The 15,377-nt window shown below is 72.2% G+C and carries 12 protein-coding genes and 1 pseudogene; 10 read left to right on the forward strand and 3 right to left on the reverse strand.

Going from position 1 to position 15,377, the window contains the following annotated elements; translation table 11 throughout:
- From infB to N869_RS07305, 8 genes are all read left to right on the forward strand, one after another.
- A partial coding sequence (infB, locus tag N869_RS07270; protein ID WP_035059723.1) for a translation initiation factor IF-2 occupies positions 1-2,015 on the forward strand: 2,015 nt, incomplete at its 5' end.
- Positions 2,016-2,112: 97 nt separating this feature from the next.
- Positions 2,113-2,571 (forward strand): 30S ribosome-binding factor RbfA, encoded by a 459-nt coding sequence (gene rbfA, locus N869_RS07275; RefSeq protein ID WP_035059725.1) that lies wholly within the window; start codon positions 2,113-2,115, stop codon positions 2,569-2,571.
- A 3-nt stretch (positions 2,572-2,574) separates the two neighbouring features.
- A complete protein-coding gene (gene truB / locus N869_RS07280; protein WP_035059727.1) occupies positions 2,575-3,468 on the forward strand; it encodes a tRNA pseudouridine(55) synthase TruB in 894 nt (297 codons plus the stop codon).
- Positions 3,469-3,645: 177 nt separating this feature from the next.
- Complete coding sequence (locus N869_RS07285; RefSeq protein WP_052105206.1) at positions 3,646-7,173, forward strand: glycoside hydrolase family 9 protein; 3,528 nt, start codon at positions 3,646-3,648, stop codon at positions 7,171-7,173.
- A 162-nt stretch (positions 7,174-7,335) separates the two neighbouring features.
- A complete protein-coding gene (locus N869_RS07290; protein WP_052105207.1) occupies positions 7,336-8,307 on the forward strand; it encodes a bifunctional riboflavin kinase/FAD synthetase in 972 nt (323 codons plus the stop codon).
- 108 nt (positions 8,308-8,415) lie between these two features.
- Positions 8,416-8,685, forward strand: a complete 270-nt coding sequence (gene rpsO / locus N869_RS07295; protein WP_035059732.1) for a 30S ribosomal protein S15 — start codon at positions 8,416-8,418, stop codon at positions 8,683-8,685.
- 251 nt (positions 8,686-8,936) lie between these two features.
- On the forward strand, positions 8,937-11,168 hold the full coding sequence (locus N869_RS07300) for a polyribonucleotide nucleotidyltransferase (RefSeq protein WP_035059734.1): 2,232 nt from the start codon (positions 8,937-8,939) through the stop codon (positions 11,166-11,168).
- A gap of 1 nt (position 11,169) precedes the next feature.
- Positions 11,170-12,519, forward strand: a complete 1,350-nt coding sequence (locus tag N869_RS07305) for a M16 family metallopeptidase (protein ID WP_035059736.1) — start codon at positions 11,170-11,172, stop codon at positions 12,517-12,519.
- Positions 12,520-12,540: 21 nt separating this feature from the next.
- Here the strand turns inward: N869_RS07305 and N869_RS07310 are convergent, their stop codons facing one another.
- Positions 12,541-13,389: a hypothetical protein gene (locus N869_RS07310; protein ID WP_035059738.1), complete on the reverse strand. Its 849-nt coding sequence runs from the start codon at positions 13,387-13,389 to the stop codon at positions 12,541-12,543.
- A gap of 139 nt (positions 13,390-13,528) precedes the next feature.
- On the opposite strand from N869_RS07310, the gene dapB reads away from it, so the two are divergent.
- Together dapB and N869_RS07320 are read left to right on the forward strand one after the other, a co-directional pair.
- A complete protein-coding gene (gene dapB, locus N869_RS07315; protein ID WP_035059740.1) occupies positions 13,529-14,275 on the forward strand; it encodes a 4-hydroxy-tetrahydrodipicolinate reductase in 747 nt (248 codons plus the stop codon).
- Positions 14,272-14,736: a hypothetical protein gene (locus N869_RS07320; RefSeq protein WP_035059741.1), complete on the forward strand. Its 465-nt coding sequence runs from the start codon at positions 14,272-14,274 to the stop codon at positions 14,734-14,736. Before dapB ends, N869_RS07320 begins: the two co-directional genes overlap by 4 nt.
- Here the strand turns inward: N869_RS07320 and N869_RS07325 are convergent.
- Complete coding sequence (locus tag N869_RS07325; RefSeq protein ID WP_035059743.1) at positions 14,705-15,244, reverse strand: GNAT family N-acetyltransferase; 540 nt, start codon at positions 15,242-15,244, stop codon at positions 14,705-14,707. The two genes, N869_RS07320 and N869_RS07325, sit on opposite strands and share 32 nt — an antisense overlap.
- A gap of 39 nt (positions 15,245-15,283) precedes the next feature.
- Positions 15,284-15,377: pseudogene (locus tag N869_RS07330) on the reverse strand (AzlD domain-containing protein); the annotation flags it as partial.

The following is a 15,377-nucleotide window of genomic DNA, read 5'->3' on the forward strand; positions in this document are numbered from 1 at the left end:
GTGGTGGCGGTTTCGCCGGCCGTCCCGGCTTCGGGGGGCGACCGGGTGGCGGCGGTGGACGCGGTGCCGGGCGAGGCAGCACGGCCGGTGCCTTCGGGCGTGCCGGTGGCCGCCCGGTGCGTGGCCGCAAGTCCAAGCGCGCGAAGCGCCAGGAGTTCGAGCAGATGCAGGCACCGTCGCTCGGCGGCGTGCAGGTGCCCCGAGGTGACGGGCGGACCGTCGTCCGACTGCGGCACGGCTCGTCGCTGAACGACTTCGCGGACAAGATCGACGCGAACCCCGCGAGCCTGGTGACGGTCCTGCTGCACCTCGGTGAGATGGCGACCGCGACCCAGTCGCTGGACGAGGACACCTTCGGTGCCCTGGGTGTCGAGCTGGGCTACGTCATCGAGATGGTCTCGGCGGAGGAGGAGGACCGGGAGCTGCTCGGGGCCTTCGACATCGACCTCGAGGCCGAGCTCGCCGAGGAGAGCGACGACCAGCTGACGGCGCGGCCCCCCGTGGTCACCGTCATGGGTCACGTCGACCACGGAAAGACCAAGCTGCTCGATGCGATCCGTTCGGCGGACGTGGTGGCGGGCGAGGCCGGTGGCATCACCCAGCACATCGGTGCCTACCAGATCCACACCGAGCACGAGGGCGCAGAGCGTGCGGTGACCTTCATCGACACCCCTGGTCACGAGGCGTTCACCGCCATGCGTGCCCGGGGTGCGCAGGTCACGGACATCGCGATCCTGGTGGTCGCGGCCGACGACGGCGTGATGCCTCAGACGATCGAGGCGCTCAACCACGCCCAGTCCGCCGGTGTCCCGATCGTCGTCGCGGTCAACAAGGTGGACAAGGAGGGGGCGAACCCCGACAAGATCCGCCAGCAGCTGACCGAGTACAACCTGGTCGCCGAGGAGTACGGCGGCGAGACGATGTTCGTGAACATCTCGGCGCTGCGTCGCCAGGGGATCGACAGCCTCATCGAGGCCGTCCTGCTGACGGCGGACGCCGCCCTGGACCTGCGTGCGAACGCGGACAAGGACGCACGCGGTGTCGCGGTCGAGGCGAACCTGGACAAGGGGCGCGGTGCCGTCGCGACCGTCCTCGTGCAGTCCGGGACGCTGAAGGTCGGGGACGCGATCGTGGCGGGTACCGCTCACGGCCGTGTCCGGGCGATGTTCGACGAGCACGGTGGAGCCGTCCAGGAGGCGACCCCTGCCAGGCCGGTCCTGGTGCTGGGTCTGGCGTCCGTGCCGCGCGCAGGCGACACCTTCCTGGTGGCCCCGGACGAGCGCACCGCCCGGCAGATCGCCGAGAAGCGCGAGGCGGCCGAGCGTGCCGCGCTCCTGGCCAAGCGTCGCAAGCGGATCAGCCTCGAGGACTTCACCTCGGCGCTGCAGCAGGGCAAGGTCGAGACGCTCAACCTGGTCCTCAAGGGTGACGTGTCCGGTGCCGTCGAGGCGCTGGAGGACGCGCTGCTCAAGATCGACGTGGGCGAGGAGGTCGCGCTGCGGGTCATCCACCGTGGTGTGGGTGCCATCACGCAGAACGACGTCAACCTCGCCACGGTCGACAACGCGATCATCCTGGGCTTCAACGTCAAGTACGCCGAGCGGGTCGAGGACCTGGCCGAGCGCGAGGGCGTGGACGTCCGCTTCTACTCGGTCATCTACCAGGCGATCGAGGACGTCGAGGCTGCGCTCAAGGGCATGCTCAAGCCCGAGTTCGAGGAGGCGCAGCTCGGCACCGCAGAGGTCCGTGAGATCTTCCGCTCGAGCAAGTTCGGGAACATCGCGGGTTGCCTGGTGCGCAGCGGGGTCATCCGCCGCAACGCCAAGGCACGCGTGCTGCGCGGCGGCAAGGTCGTCGCGGACAACCTCTCGATCGAGTCGCTCAAGCGGTTCAAGGACGACGCGACCGAGGTGCGCGACGGCTACGAGTGCGGCATCGGTCTCGGCTCGCACAACGACCTGCAGGTCGAGGACGTGATCGAGACCTTCGAGATGCGCGAGAAGCCGCGCGCCTGACCCGTGTGCCGGGGTGGTCCCACGCCGTAGGTCGTGTGGGACCGCCCCGGTCGTGAGCCGGTGGTGACCGCCACCGGCAGAGGAGGACGGAGCCGAGATGGTCGACCACCCGAGGGCCCGCAAGATCGCTGATCGCATCAAGGAGGTCGTGGCCCAGATGCTCGACTCGCGGGTCAAGGACCCGCGGCTGGGGTTCGTGACGGTCACCGACGTGCGTGTGACGGGCGACCTGCAGCACGCCTCGATCTTCTACACCGTGCTCGGCGACGCCGAGGCGCGCGCCGGGTCGGCGGCGGCGCTGGAGAGCGCCAAGGGCCTGATCCGCTCCGAGGTCGGCAAGCAGCTGAGCATCCGGCTGACGCCGACCCTGGAGTTCGTCGCCGACGCGGTGCCGGAGAACGCCCAGCACCTGGAGGAGGTGCTCCGGGCCGCCGCGGCGCGGGATGCCGAGCTCGCGGCACTCGCGGCGTCGGCGCAGTACGCCGGCGACCAGGACCCGTACCGGCACGACGACGAGCCCGCGGGCGAGGACGACGACCGGGCGCGGGAGTCCTGAGCGGTGGCGGAGGACGGGCTGGTCGTCGTCGACAAGCCCGACGGCTGGACCAGCCATGACGTGGTGGGGCGGCTGAGGCGCCTGCTCGGCACCCGCAAGATCGGGCATGCCGGCACGTTGGACCCGATGGCCACCGGGGTCCTGGTGTGCGGGGTCGAGCGCGGCACACGGTTGCTCACCTACCTGGTGGGGGCGCAGAAGTCCTACGTCGCCACCGTTCGGCTGGGCATGGCGACGACGACCGACGACGCCGAGGGCGAGGTCGTCGGCGCGTCGGACGCCACCGGGGTCACCGACGCGGCGCTCGCGGCGGTCGTGGACCGCCTGCGTGGCCCGATCATGCAGGTGCCCAGCGCCGTCAGCGCGATCAAGGTCGACGGGCGGCGTGCCTACGCGCGGGTGCGCGACGGTGAGCAGGTCGAGCTCGCCGCACGTCCGGTGACCGTGCACGCGCTCGACGTCGGCCCGGTGCGCCCGGCCGACGTCCCGTCTGCTGTCGACGTGGACCTTGACGTGACGTGCTCCTCCGGCACGTACGTGCGGGCGCTCGCGCGTGACATCGGTGCCGCACTCGGGGTGGGCGGTCATCTCACCCGGCTCCGTAGGACCCGTGTGGGGTCCTACGGGCTCGACGTCGCGTGCACCCTGGAGCAGCTGCAGGAGGACCCGGCCACGATGCCCCTGGCGCGCGCGGCGCGGGCACTGCTGGTCGCCCGCGAGCTGGACGAGGCAGAGGCGCGTGAGCTGTCGTTCGGGCGGCGGATCCGATCGCTCCCCGCTGTGCGGGGTTCCGCAGGGGAGCCGGTGGCGGCGTTCGCCCCGGACGGGCGCCTGGTCGCTCTGCTCAAGGACCAAGGTGGCTGGGCGCGCCCCGTACTGGTCACCGCGCCCGCCTGACGCCCACTGGGTGAGACGGACTTATGGGGCGTCACGCACGTTCGGCCTGTTCGTCAGGCCTTCTCTGACTTCTTGCGCGGTAAACCTTCCGTTGGTGAAGGCCCGTTGCTAGCGTCGTCGCGACGGTTCGCCGCGCGACAGGCCAAGCCTGAGAGCGCTTCCACGATCGGAGACAGAGTGGTTTCCCTCCTGCGACGAGGTTCACGTGCGGCCGGGGTCGGCGCACTGACGGCGGGCGTACTCGCCCTGGGCGGGCTCACCGGGCCCGCACTCGCCGTCGTCGACGAGTCGTTCGACGACGGTGGTTCCGCCTGGGACTCCTACGGTCTGGACCCGACCAGCACCGAGGACGGCACTTTCTGCGCCGAGGTCCCCGCGAGCGACAACCCCTGGGACGCCGGCGTCGTGCTGAACGGCGTGGCGGTCGAGGAGGGGACCATCTACGACTTCGCGTTCACGGCCTCGGGCGACCCGGGGCACACGATCCGTGCCGTCGTGGGGCAGGACGGTGCGCCGTACGCGACCGTGCTGGACGAGAACGTCGCGCTGTCACCGGAGCTCGCCGAGCACGCCTTCACCTTCACGGCAGACCTGTCGCTCCCCGCGACCTCCGGCCCTGAGGACCCGCGCGGCCAGATCGCGTTCCAGGTGGGTGGCAGCGGCGAGGCGTGGACCTTCTGCCTGGACGCGGTGAGCCTGGGTGGGGACACCGAGCTCCTGCCGCAGACGTCGTTCGCCGACGGTGCCGGGGTGTGGGACGTCTCGGGCGAGACCTCGCAGGAGGTCGTGGAGGACGCCCTGTGCCTGGGTGTCCCGGCGGGCGGGAACCCCTGGAGCACGGGCCTGACGTTCAACGGCCTGCCCATCGAGGAGGGCGGCAACTACGTCCTGTCGTTCACCGCCTCCTCCGACCCGTCCGCGGGCCTGCGGGTGCTGGTCGGCGAGAACGCCGCACCGCACCGCATGGTGATCGAGGAGCACCCGGTCCTGTCGCCGGAGCCCGAGGAGCACGTGTTCGCGTTCACCGCGTCGCACACCTTCCCGGCCGAGTCCGAGGACGAGCCGATCGGCCAGCTCGCGTTCCACCTGGGCGCCCAGGCGCAGGACTACACGTTCTGCATCACGGACGTGTCGTTGGTGGCGACCGCCACGCCGCCCCCGCCCTACAGCCCGGACACGGGTCCGGCGGTGCGGGTGAACCAGCACGGCTACCTGCCCGAGGGTCCCAAGCGTGCGACCCTCGTGACGGATGCCGAGGAGCCCCTCGCCTGGGAGCTGCGTGACGGTGACGGCCAGGTGGCGGCGAGCGGGGAGACCCTGCCCCACGGCTTCGACCCGATGGCCGGTCTGGACGTGCACGTGATCGACTTCACCGACACGTCCCTCACCGGGGCCGGTCTGACGCTGGCCGTCGGTGACGAGGTCAGCCACCCGTTCGCGATCGGGGCCGACCTCTACCAGCAGCTGCGGTACGACGCCCTGAACTACTTCTACCTGGCGCGCAGCGGCATCGACATCGACGCCGCCATCGTGGGCGAGGAGTACGCCCGCGAGGCGGGTCACGTGAACGACCCCGAGCGCACCCGGGTCCCGGACTCGCCCAACCGCGGGGACTACCAGGTGCCCTGCCTGACGCCCGAGGACGAGGGCTCGGCCTGGGCGTACGGCGACTGGTCCTGCCCCGAGGGGTACGCCCTGGACGTCGTGGGCGGCTGGTACGACGCGGGTGACCACGGCAAGTACGTGGTCAACGGCGGCATCTCGGTCGCACAGCTGATGGGGCTGTACGAGCGTTCCGTGCACGCCCCCACCGGTGACGTCGACGCCCTGGGTGACGGCACCCTCGCGCTCCCGGAGACGGGCAACGGTGTGCCCGACGTGCTGGACGAGGCGCGCTGGCAGCTGCAGTTCCTGCTGAGCATGCAGGTGCCGGAGGGCAACCCGCTCGCCGGGATGGCGCACCACAAGATCCACGACGTGGGCTGGACCGGTCTGCCGCTGATGCCGGCCGCCGACCCCCAGGAGCGTCGACTGCACCGTCCCTCGACGGCGGCCACCCTGAACCTCGCGGCCACGGCCGCGCAGGGCGCACGGCTGTTCGCCGACCACGAGGACGTGTACCCGGGCTTCGCCGGTGAGCTGCTGGACGCCGCGCGTCTGGCGTGGGCCGCGGCGCTGGAGAACCCCGAGCTGTACGCCCCGGCGGCGGCCGGTGGCAACGGCGGTGGGCCCTACGACGACGACGAGGTCACCGACGAGTTCTACTGGGCGGCGGCCGAGCTCTACCTGACCACCGGTGAGCCCGAGTTCGAGCAGGCCGTGCTGGACAACCCGCTCCACGAGGCGGACATCTGGGGGCCGAGCGGCTTCACCTGGGGTGACACCGCGGCGCTGGGTCGTCTGAACCTGGCGACGGTGCCCAACGACCTGCCCGGCCGTGACGCGGTGCGTGAGTCGGTCGTCGAGGGTGCCCGCACGTACCTGGCCTGGCAGGCGCAGGAGCCGTTCGCGACCACCTACCCCGGGGTCGACGGCGACTACGAGTGGGGCTCGAACTCGATGGTGGTGAACAACCAGGTGGTCCTGGCCACCGCTTTCGACCTGACCGGCCAGGAGGAGTTCCGCGACGGTGTCGTGGAGGCGATGGACTACCTCCTGGGACGCAACGCCCTGAACCTGTCGTACCTGACCGGGTACGGCACGGTCTACTCCGAGAACCAGCACAGCCGGTGGTTCGCCGCGCAGGTCAACCCCGCACTGCCGAACCCCCCGCCCGGGTCGCTCGCCGGTGGCCCCAACTCGATGCGCTCGACGTGGGACCCGACCATGCAGGGTCTGTTCGGCGGGGGCAACGACTGTGCGCCCGCGGCCTGCTACGTCGACCACATCAACTCGTGGGCGTCCAACGAGATCACCATCAACTGGAACGCGGCGATGTCGTGGGTGGCCTCGTTCCTGGCCGACCAGGGCGACGGCTCGGTCGCGCCGGCACCGGCTGCGGTGACGGTCACCGAGCACCCGGCAGACGTCACGGTGGCCGAGGGCGCCCAGGGGAGGTTCTCGGCCGCGGCCTCGGGTGAGGTCCTGTCGGTGCGGTGGCAGCGTGCCGACGCCGACGGCGACTGGGTGGACGTGCCGGACGCGTCGACCACCGAGCTGGTGCTCGTCGCCTCGCTCGAGGACGACGGGGCGCGGGTGCGTGCGGTGTTCACCGGCCCTGACGGTGACGTCGTGACCGAGGCCGCGACGATGACGGTCGTGCCGGCCGAGGTCGCGCCGGGCGCTGCCGTTGTCGAGCTGTCGGACGACCAGGTGCGGGCCGGTGACGAGCTCGGGGTCACGGTGCACGACGTGGCGCCGGGGGAGCAGGTCGAGATCTGGCTGACGTCCGACCCGGTGCTGCTGGCCACGGTCGAGGCCGACGGCGAGGGCACGCTGGAGGTCGTCGTCGTGGTGCCGGCCGACACCCAGGCCGGGCCCCACACGGTGGTGGCCCTGGGCCTGGCGTCAGGGATCGAGGGCTCGGCGGCGTTGCAGGTGCTGGCGGCCGATGACGGTGGGCCCGGTGCCGGGGCGGACGGCCCGGGCGGGCTGGCGCTCACCGGTGCGTCGGTCGTCTGGCTGGTCGCGGCGATCGTGCTGCTGCTGGTCGCCGGCGGTGCCGCTGTGGCGGTGACCCGGGCCAGGGCCCGGCGCGAGGGCTGACCCGGGAGGGGCTCGGGGTCTGCTCCCGACGGTCCGGGTGGCACGCGGCGACGTGTCACCCGGACCGTCGTCGTGATGGCAGGCTTGTCCCGCTGCACCACGGGGGCAGCGGCGCCCACGGGCGCCCACTCGATCTCGGCAGGAGCGCACGTGCACCGGTGGATGGACCTGGACCAGGTTCCGCCAGGCTTCGGCCCCTCGGTGGTGACGATCGGCAACTTCGACGGTGTGCACCGGGGTCACCGCTCGGTGCTCACGCAGATGGTCGCGGACGCCCGGGCGGTGGGTGCAGCGGCGGTGGCGGTCACGTTCCACCCCCATCCTCTGCAGGTGCACCACCCCGAACGTGCTCCTGAGCTGTTGACCGGGGTGGCGGACCGCCTCGGGCTCCTGGCCGCCACGGGCCTGGACGGGGTGCTGCTGCAGGAGTACACGCTGGACTTCGCGCGCCAGACCCCCGAGGAGTTCGTCCGCCGCTACCTGGTCGACGGGCTGGGGGCTCGGACGGTGGTCGTGGGGCGTGACGTGAGGTTCGGGTGGCGCAACAGCGGTGACCTGCGGACCATGACCGAGCTGGGTGAGCGGTTCGGGTTCACCGTGGAGGTCCTGGACGACGCGGGCGCCGGGGGCGACGGCGGTCGCCGCTGGTCCTCGACGTGGGTGCGCGAGCTCCTCGGCCGGGGGGACGTCGCGGGCGCGGCGCAGATCCTGGGGCGGCCGCACGCCGTGCGTGGGGTGGTGGTGCACGGCGACGCGCGCGGACGCGATCTGGGCTACCCCACTGCGAACCTGGGCCCCGGGATCACCGGCATGGTCCCCGCCGACGGGGTGTACGCGGGCTGGATGCGTCGGGTGGACCTCCCGCAGGAGCTCGCCGACGGCATCCTCCCGGCGGCCGTGTCCATCGGCACCAACCCGACGTTCGACGGGCGCGGGCGCAGGGTGGAGGCCTACGTGCTGGACCGGGACGACCTCGACCTGTACGACGAGGAGGTCGTGCTGTACCTGGTGGAGCGGCTGCGCCCCACGGTCCGCTTCGACTCGGTGACCGGGCTGGTGGAGCAGATGGGTCGGGACGTGGACCGGGCCCGGGAGCTGCTCAGGCGCGGACCGGGCGTCCCCGGGGTCGTCTGACCGGGTCGCTGGTACGATGCGTGTGCCGTCAGATCGGCCGCGGAACCAGAGCGCCCGGGTGGACATGCCCCGGAGCACCGCGCAACGAGAAGAATCCCAGGAGAGCCCGTGCCCCTTGACGCCGCCACGAAGCAGCGCATCATGACCGAGTACGCCACCACCGAGAACGACACGGGCTCGCCCGAGGTCCAGATCGCGATGCTCACCCAGCGCATCAAGGACCTGACCGAGCACCTGAAGGAGCACAAGCACGACCACCACTCGCGTCGTGGCCTGCTCCTCCTCGTCGGCCAGCGTCGCCGCCTGCTCGGCTACCTGCAGAAGGTCGACATCAACCGTTACCGCAGCCTGATCGAACGTCTGGGCCTGCGGCGCTGAACCACCGGGACCGGCCCGGGTCCCTCGGGGCCCGGGCTGGTCCGGTTGTCGGGCGCAGTCCCGACGCGACGCCCAGGCGTCACGTGCCGGCCAGGCCGGCGAGCACGACCAGCACCACGTACCAGTACCCCCCGGGCCCGGCGTCCGGTCCTCGGTAGTGGCTCGCGGAACCCGGCGACCGGCCGGGCTCCGAGGACCTCGATCGATGACCGCCGCGCGAGGCCGGGGATCGACACGAGAAGGGGGATCCCATGGAGGGACCCGAGATCCAGTTCACCGAGGCCGTCATCGACAACGGACGCTTCGGCACCCGCACCGTCCGGTTCGAGACCGGGCGCCTGGCGCGTCAGGCCGCCGGCTCGGCCGCCGCCTACCTGGACGGTGAGACGATGCTGCTGTCGGCCACCACGGCCGGCAAGCACCCCAAGGAGCACTTCGACTTCTTCCCGCTGACGGTCGACGTCGAGGAGCGTATGTACGCCGCGGGTCGCATCCCCGGCTCGTTCTTCCGTCGTGAGGGGCGCCCCTCGACCGAGGCGATCCTGGCCTGCCGTCTGATCGACCGTCCGCTGCGCCCCACGTTCGTCAAGGGCCTGCGCAACGAGGTCCAGGTCGTGATCACGGTCATGGCACTGCACCCGGACGACGCGTACGACACCCTGGCGATCAACGCCGCGTCGTTGTCGACGCAGCTGTCGGGCCTGCCGTTCTCCGGGCCGATCGCCGGTGTGCGGATCGCGCTCGTCGACGGCCAGTGGGTTGCCTTCCCGCGGCACAGCGACAAGGAGCGCGCGGTCTTCGACATGGTCGTCGCCGGGCGCGTGGTCGGTGACGACGTCGCGATCATGATGGTCGAGGCTGAGGCGACCGAGGGTTCGTGGAACCTGGTCAAGAACGAGGGCGTCGCTGCGCCGACCGAGGAGGTCGTCGCCGAGGGCCTCGAGGCCGCCAAGCCGTTCCTGCGTGCCCTGTGCCAGGCGCAGTCCGACCTGGCCGCCAAGGCCGCCAAGCCCACCCAGGACTTCCCGCGGTTCCTGGACTACCAGGACGACGCCTACGAAGCGGTCGAGGCTGAGGTCGCCGGGCCCCTCGCCCAGGCCCTGACGATCGCGGACAAGCAGGAGCGCGAGAGCCGCCTGGATGAGATCAAGGCTGCCGCCCTGGAGTCCCTCGGCGAGCGGTTCGAGGGTCGCGAGAAGGAGCTGTCGGCGGCGGTCCGTGCGGTCACCAAGCAGACGATCCGCACCCGGGTCCTCACCGAGGGCGTGCGCATCGACGGCCGCGGCCTGGCGGACATCCGCACCCTCTCGGCCGAGGTCGAGGTCCTCCCGCGGGTCCACGGCTCGGCCCTGTTCGAGCGCGGCGAGACCCAGATCCTCGGGGTGACCACGCTGAACATGCTGCGCATGGAGCAGCAGCTCGACACCCTCGCGCCCGAGACGCGCAAGCGCTACATGCACAACTACAACTTCCCGCCGTACTCGACCGGTGAGACCGGCCGGGTCGGTTCGCCCAAGCGGCGCGAGATCGGTCACGGTGCGCTCGCCGAGCGTGCTCTGGTGCCGGTGCTGCCCAGCCGCGAGGAGTTCCCCTACGCGATCCGGCAGGTGTCCGAGGCCCTCGGGTCCAACGGGTCCACCTCCATGGGCTCGGTCTGCGCCTCGACGCTGTCGCTGCTGAACGCCGGCGTCCCGCTGCGGGCTCCGGTCGCCGGCATCGCGATGGGCCTGATCTCCGACGAGGTCGACGGCGAGGCCCGGTACGCGGCGCTCACCGACATCCTGGGCGCCGAGGACGCGTTCGGTGACATGGACTTCAAGGTCGCCGGTACGCGGGACTTCGTGACCGCGATCCAGCTGGACACCAAGCTCGACGGGATCCCGTCCTCGGTGCTGCAGGGCGCGCTCACCCAGGCCCGCGACGCGCGCCTGCACATCCTGGACGTGATGAACGAGGCGATCGACGTCCCGGACGAGATGTCGCCGAACGCCCCGCGCGTCATCAGCGTCAAGGTCCCGGTCGACAAGATCGGTGAGGTCATCGGCCCGAAGGGCAAGATGATCAACCAGATCCAGGAGGAGACCGGCGCGGACATCTCCATCGAGGACGACGGCACGGTCTACATCGGTGCGGTCGACGGTCCGTCGGCCGAGGCGGCGCGCGCGCAGATCAACGCGATCGCCAACCCGCACATGCCCGAGGTCGGGGAGCGGTTCGTGGGGACCGTGGTGAAGACCACGAGCTTCGGTGCGTTCGTCTCGCTCACCCCGGGCAAGGACGGGCTGCTGCACATCTCCCAGATCCGCAAGCTGGTGGGTGGCAAGCGGGTCGAGAACGTCGAGGACGTGCTGGGCGTGGGCCAGAAGGTCCAGGTCGAGATCGGCGAGATCGACCCCCGCGGCAAGCTGTCGTTGCACGCGGTCGTGGAGGAGGACGGCGCCGAGAAGCCGGCGTCCGAGGACTCCGCCGAGGCGCGCGCCTGACGTGCCTCTCGGACTCCCGCTCGTCGGTGCCAGTGGCCCGGACAGCGAGCTGACCGCCGGGCAGGACGGTGGCGCCCTGGTGCGCCGCACCGTCCTGCCCGGCGGTGTCCGTGTCCTGACCGAACGCATGCCCGGTCTGCGCTCGGCCACGGTCGGTGCCTGGGTGGGTGTCGGCTCGAGGGACGAGAGCGACGGTCACCACGGCTCCACCCACTTCCTGGAGCACCTGCTGTTCAAGGGCACCGCACGCCGCGACGCGATGGACATCGCCGAGGCGTTCGACGCGGTCGGGGGTGAGGCGAACGCCGCCACGGGCAAAGAGCACACCTGCTACTACGCCCGGGTCCTGGACACGGATCTGCCGATGGCGGTCGACGTGATCAGCGACATGGTGACCTCGGCGACCCTTGACCCCGACGAGCTCGAGGTCGAGCGGGGTGTGATCCTCGAAGAGCTCGCCATGAACGACGACGACCCGTCGGACGTCGCGCACGAGCAGTTCGCGGCTGCGGTCCTGGGGACCCACGCGCTGGGCCGGCCCATCGGCGGCACGCCGGACACGATCCGGGCGGTGCCGCGGGACGCCGTCCACGCCCACTACACCGAGCACTACCAGCCCTCGACGCTCGTGATCGCGGCGGCCGGGGGCGTGGACCACGACGTGCTGTGTGCCCAGGTCGCCGCTGAGCTGGAGCGCGGGGGCTGGGACCTGGACCCGCACGCCGCCCCGCGTGGCCGCAGGACCACGGGCACGGCGGGGTCGTTCACGGCTCCGGACGGTTCCGCCCCCCGCGCGGGTACCGAGCTGGTGGTCCACCGGTCCACCGAGCAGGCCAACGTCGTCATCGGCGGGACTGGCCTGACCGCGACCGACGAGCGGCGGTTCGTCCTGTCGGTCCTCAACGCCGTGCTCGGCGGTGGGATGTCCTCCCGGCTGTTCCAGGAGGTGCGTGAGCGTCGGGGCCTGGCGTACGCGGTGTACTGCTTCTCCTCCGGTCACGCCGACACCGGTGTGTTCGGGCTGTACGCGGGGTGCGCTCCCGGCAAGGTCGACCAGGTGGTCGAGCTCATGGGTCAGGAGTGGGAGCGGCTCGCGTCCGACGGCATCACCCCCGAGGAGCTGCGACGCAGCATCGGGCAGCTGTCCGGGGGGCTGGTCCTGGGCCTGGAGGACTCCGGGTCACGGATGAGCCGTCTGGGCAAGGCCGAGCTGGTGCACGGCGAGCTGATGACGCAGTCCGAGGCGCTCGACCGGATCCGGTCGGTGACCGCGGCCCAGGTCCAGGAGCTCGCCGCCGAGCTGTGCGCCCAGCCCCGCTCGGTCGTCAAGGTCGGGCCGTTCGGCTCCTGACCGCGGTGTCCCCCCGGACGGTCACTGACCTGCCAGGAGGGAGTCGAACGCCCGGCGCAACGGCCGGTGCGACCACCCGGCGACCATCGCCAGGGCGGTCGCGAGCGGAGCCAGGACGAGGCTGTGGGTGTCCAGGGTCGTCCACTGCGTCACCAGCGGCAGGGCGTGCAGCAGACCCGCTCCCGCCACCAGGACGCCCGCGACGGCGTGCCCTGACGCCGCGCAGGCACCGGCCACCAGCGCGACGGCGATGCCCCCGGTCATGAGGAGGTCGCCGGTCACCCCCCACTCGATCTCCCGGGTCACGTGACCGGTGACGGCCGCCGCGGTCAGCACGGTGCACACGGTGCCCACCAGCAGCGCCATGACGACCGTCGCCGCGCGCGTGGCCGTCGGTCCGGGAACGGTGGTGGCGCCCGGTGGCGGGCCTGCGGCACGGAACCCCGCCCGCGCGACACCCAGCAGGGCGAGCACCGTCACAGCAGGGGTCACGAGCAGGGCGGTGACACCGCCACCGCCCGGGCCGGCGAGGACGTGGGAACCGTCCCAGGTGACCGTCCCCGCGACCGCGGCGACCGTCCACACCGTGGCGCCCAGGCAGGTGAGGACCGGAAGGAGCCAACGGTCGCGGCCGTGGGCGAGAGCCACGCACACGCCGGTGAGCAGCAGCAGCCACGGGCTGACACCCAGGACCTCGCTCCCGGCGTCCCGGGCCATCACGGCCAGGTGGGCCGTGCCGCTGCCTGGAGCGTCGGCCCACGCGGCAACGGCACCCCACGACGGGGCCAGCAGCGCGAGGGCGGCCATCACCAGAGCCAGGTGCACGATCAGGAGGTCGAGCGCGAGGACCAGGCACCGGCGTCGGTTCACCTCTGGTCCATCGACAGCACCTGTCGCGGGTTTAGGGGCCGGTCACCGCACCGTTAGGGTCGGGTCCGTGACTGATCCCACCGCTGATCCCACCGCCGATCCCATCGTCGAGACCTCGGCCACCGCCCCTTCCGCTCCCGTGATCCGTGTGGCGGTGCTGGGTGCGGCCGGACGCATGGGCGGGACCGTCGTGGAGGCGGTCCGTGCCGCACCGGGGCTGGAGCTGGTGGCGGCGCTGGACTCGGGCGACGACCTCGCCGAGGTCCGTGGGGCGGGCGCGGACGTCGCCGTGGACTTCACCGTCCCGACGGTCACGCGGGGCAACGTCGCGGCCATGGTCGACGCGGGTGTGCACTGCGTGGTCGGCACGACCGGCTGGGACGAGGAGTCCTTGGCGCAGGTACGTGAGCGTCTGCGTGACCGACCGGAGGTCGGGGTCCTCGTCGCGCCGAACTTCGCCCTCGGCGCGGTCCTGGCGATGCGCTTCGCCGAGCAGGCCGCACGCCTGTTCGAGTCGGTCGAGGTCGTCGAGCTGCACCACCCGGACAAGGTCGACGCCCCGAGCGGCACCGCACGCCACACCGCCGAGCGGGTCGCGGCCGCGCGCCACGCCGCGGGCCTGGGACCTGTCCCGGACGCGACCAGCCAGACGATGGACGGGGCGCGCGGTGCGGACGTGGACGGGGTGCGGGTGCACGCGGTGAGGCTGCGTGGGCTGGTCGCCCACGAGGAGATCCTGCTGGGCAACCCGGGGGAGCAGCTCACGATCCGCCACGACTCCTTCGACAGGGCGTCCTTCATGCCCGGCGTGGTGCACGCGGTCCGCAGGATCGGCACCCGCCCGGGTCTGACGGTCGGCCTGGAGCACCTGCTGGACCTCGGATGACGCTGCGCCGTTCCCTGGTCGGGGCATCGGTCCTCACCCTGCTCCTGGTGGTGTACCTGGTGGCGGCGGCCGGGCGCGGCCTGGACCTGATCCGTACCGGTGTGCCGGTCGCGGTGGCGATCGGTGCCGCGGTCCTGGTGCTGCCGGTGCTGGGGGTGGTGCTGATCGCCCGCGAGTGGTGGTTGGCGGTCCTCGTGCAGCGGATGTCGGACGAGCTGGCCGCCCAGGACCGGCTCCCGGTCGACGACCTGCCCCGCAGCCCCGGTGGCCGCGTGGACCGCGGGGCGGCGGACGTGGCCTTCGCGGCCGCGCGGTCGCAGGTCGAGGACAGCCCCGAGGACTGGGCGGCGTGGTTCGCCCTGGGGTTCGCCTACGACGCGGCCGGTGACCGCCGCCGCGCGCGCGAGTCGCTTCGCCGGGCCGCCCGGCTCAGATCTCGGCGACCCACCGGTGCTCGTTGACGGTCCGGGTCAGGCCTGTCTCGTCGGCACTGATCCCGAGCTCGCGCCTGGCACCGTCGGGCCCCAGTCCCGCTGACGCGAGGAACCCGGTGCGGGCCTCGTCGCGGTCGAGCACCCAGGTCTGCAGGTGGGTGTGGCCGGCCTCACGGGCCAGGTCCACGCACGCGGCCAGCAGGCGCGACCCGTGCCCGCTGCGCTGGTGGTCCGGGTCCACCTCCAGGGCCACGACCTCGGCGCCGTCGTCGGCAGGTGCCAGCGCGGCCAGTCCGACCACCTGGGCTCCCTGGCAGGCGACGAGGACGTGGCGACCGGCAGTGGGCGGCTCGGTGATCGCCCGCTCCCACTGGTCGCGCACGGCCTCCACGTCGAGCTGGTCCAGGACGTCGGGCCCCAGCAGGCTCCCGTGGTGGGCCCTCCAGGCGTCCATCTGGATGCGGGCCACCGAGTGGTCGTCCTCGCCGACCGCCGGGCGGACCGACACGTCGGCGCGTTCGCGGAACAGCGTCATCCCGGAAGGCTACCAACGCCGCTGGCGCGCCCTGCGGTCTCAGCCGAGGGCCCGCACACCGGCCGCCACGACCGCGGCCAGCACCACGACCACCACGAACGGCGCGCGCAGGGCCAGCGCGACGGCCGCGGCC

Origin of the sequence: Cellulomonas bogoriensis 69B4 = DSM 16987 (genome assembly GCF_000767165.1) — a bacterium.
GTDB classification, from domain to species: Bacteria; Actinomycetota; Actinomycetes; order Actinomycetales; family Cellulomonadaceae; genus Actinotalea; species Actinotalea bogoriensis.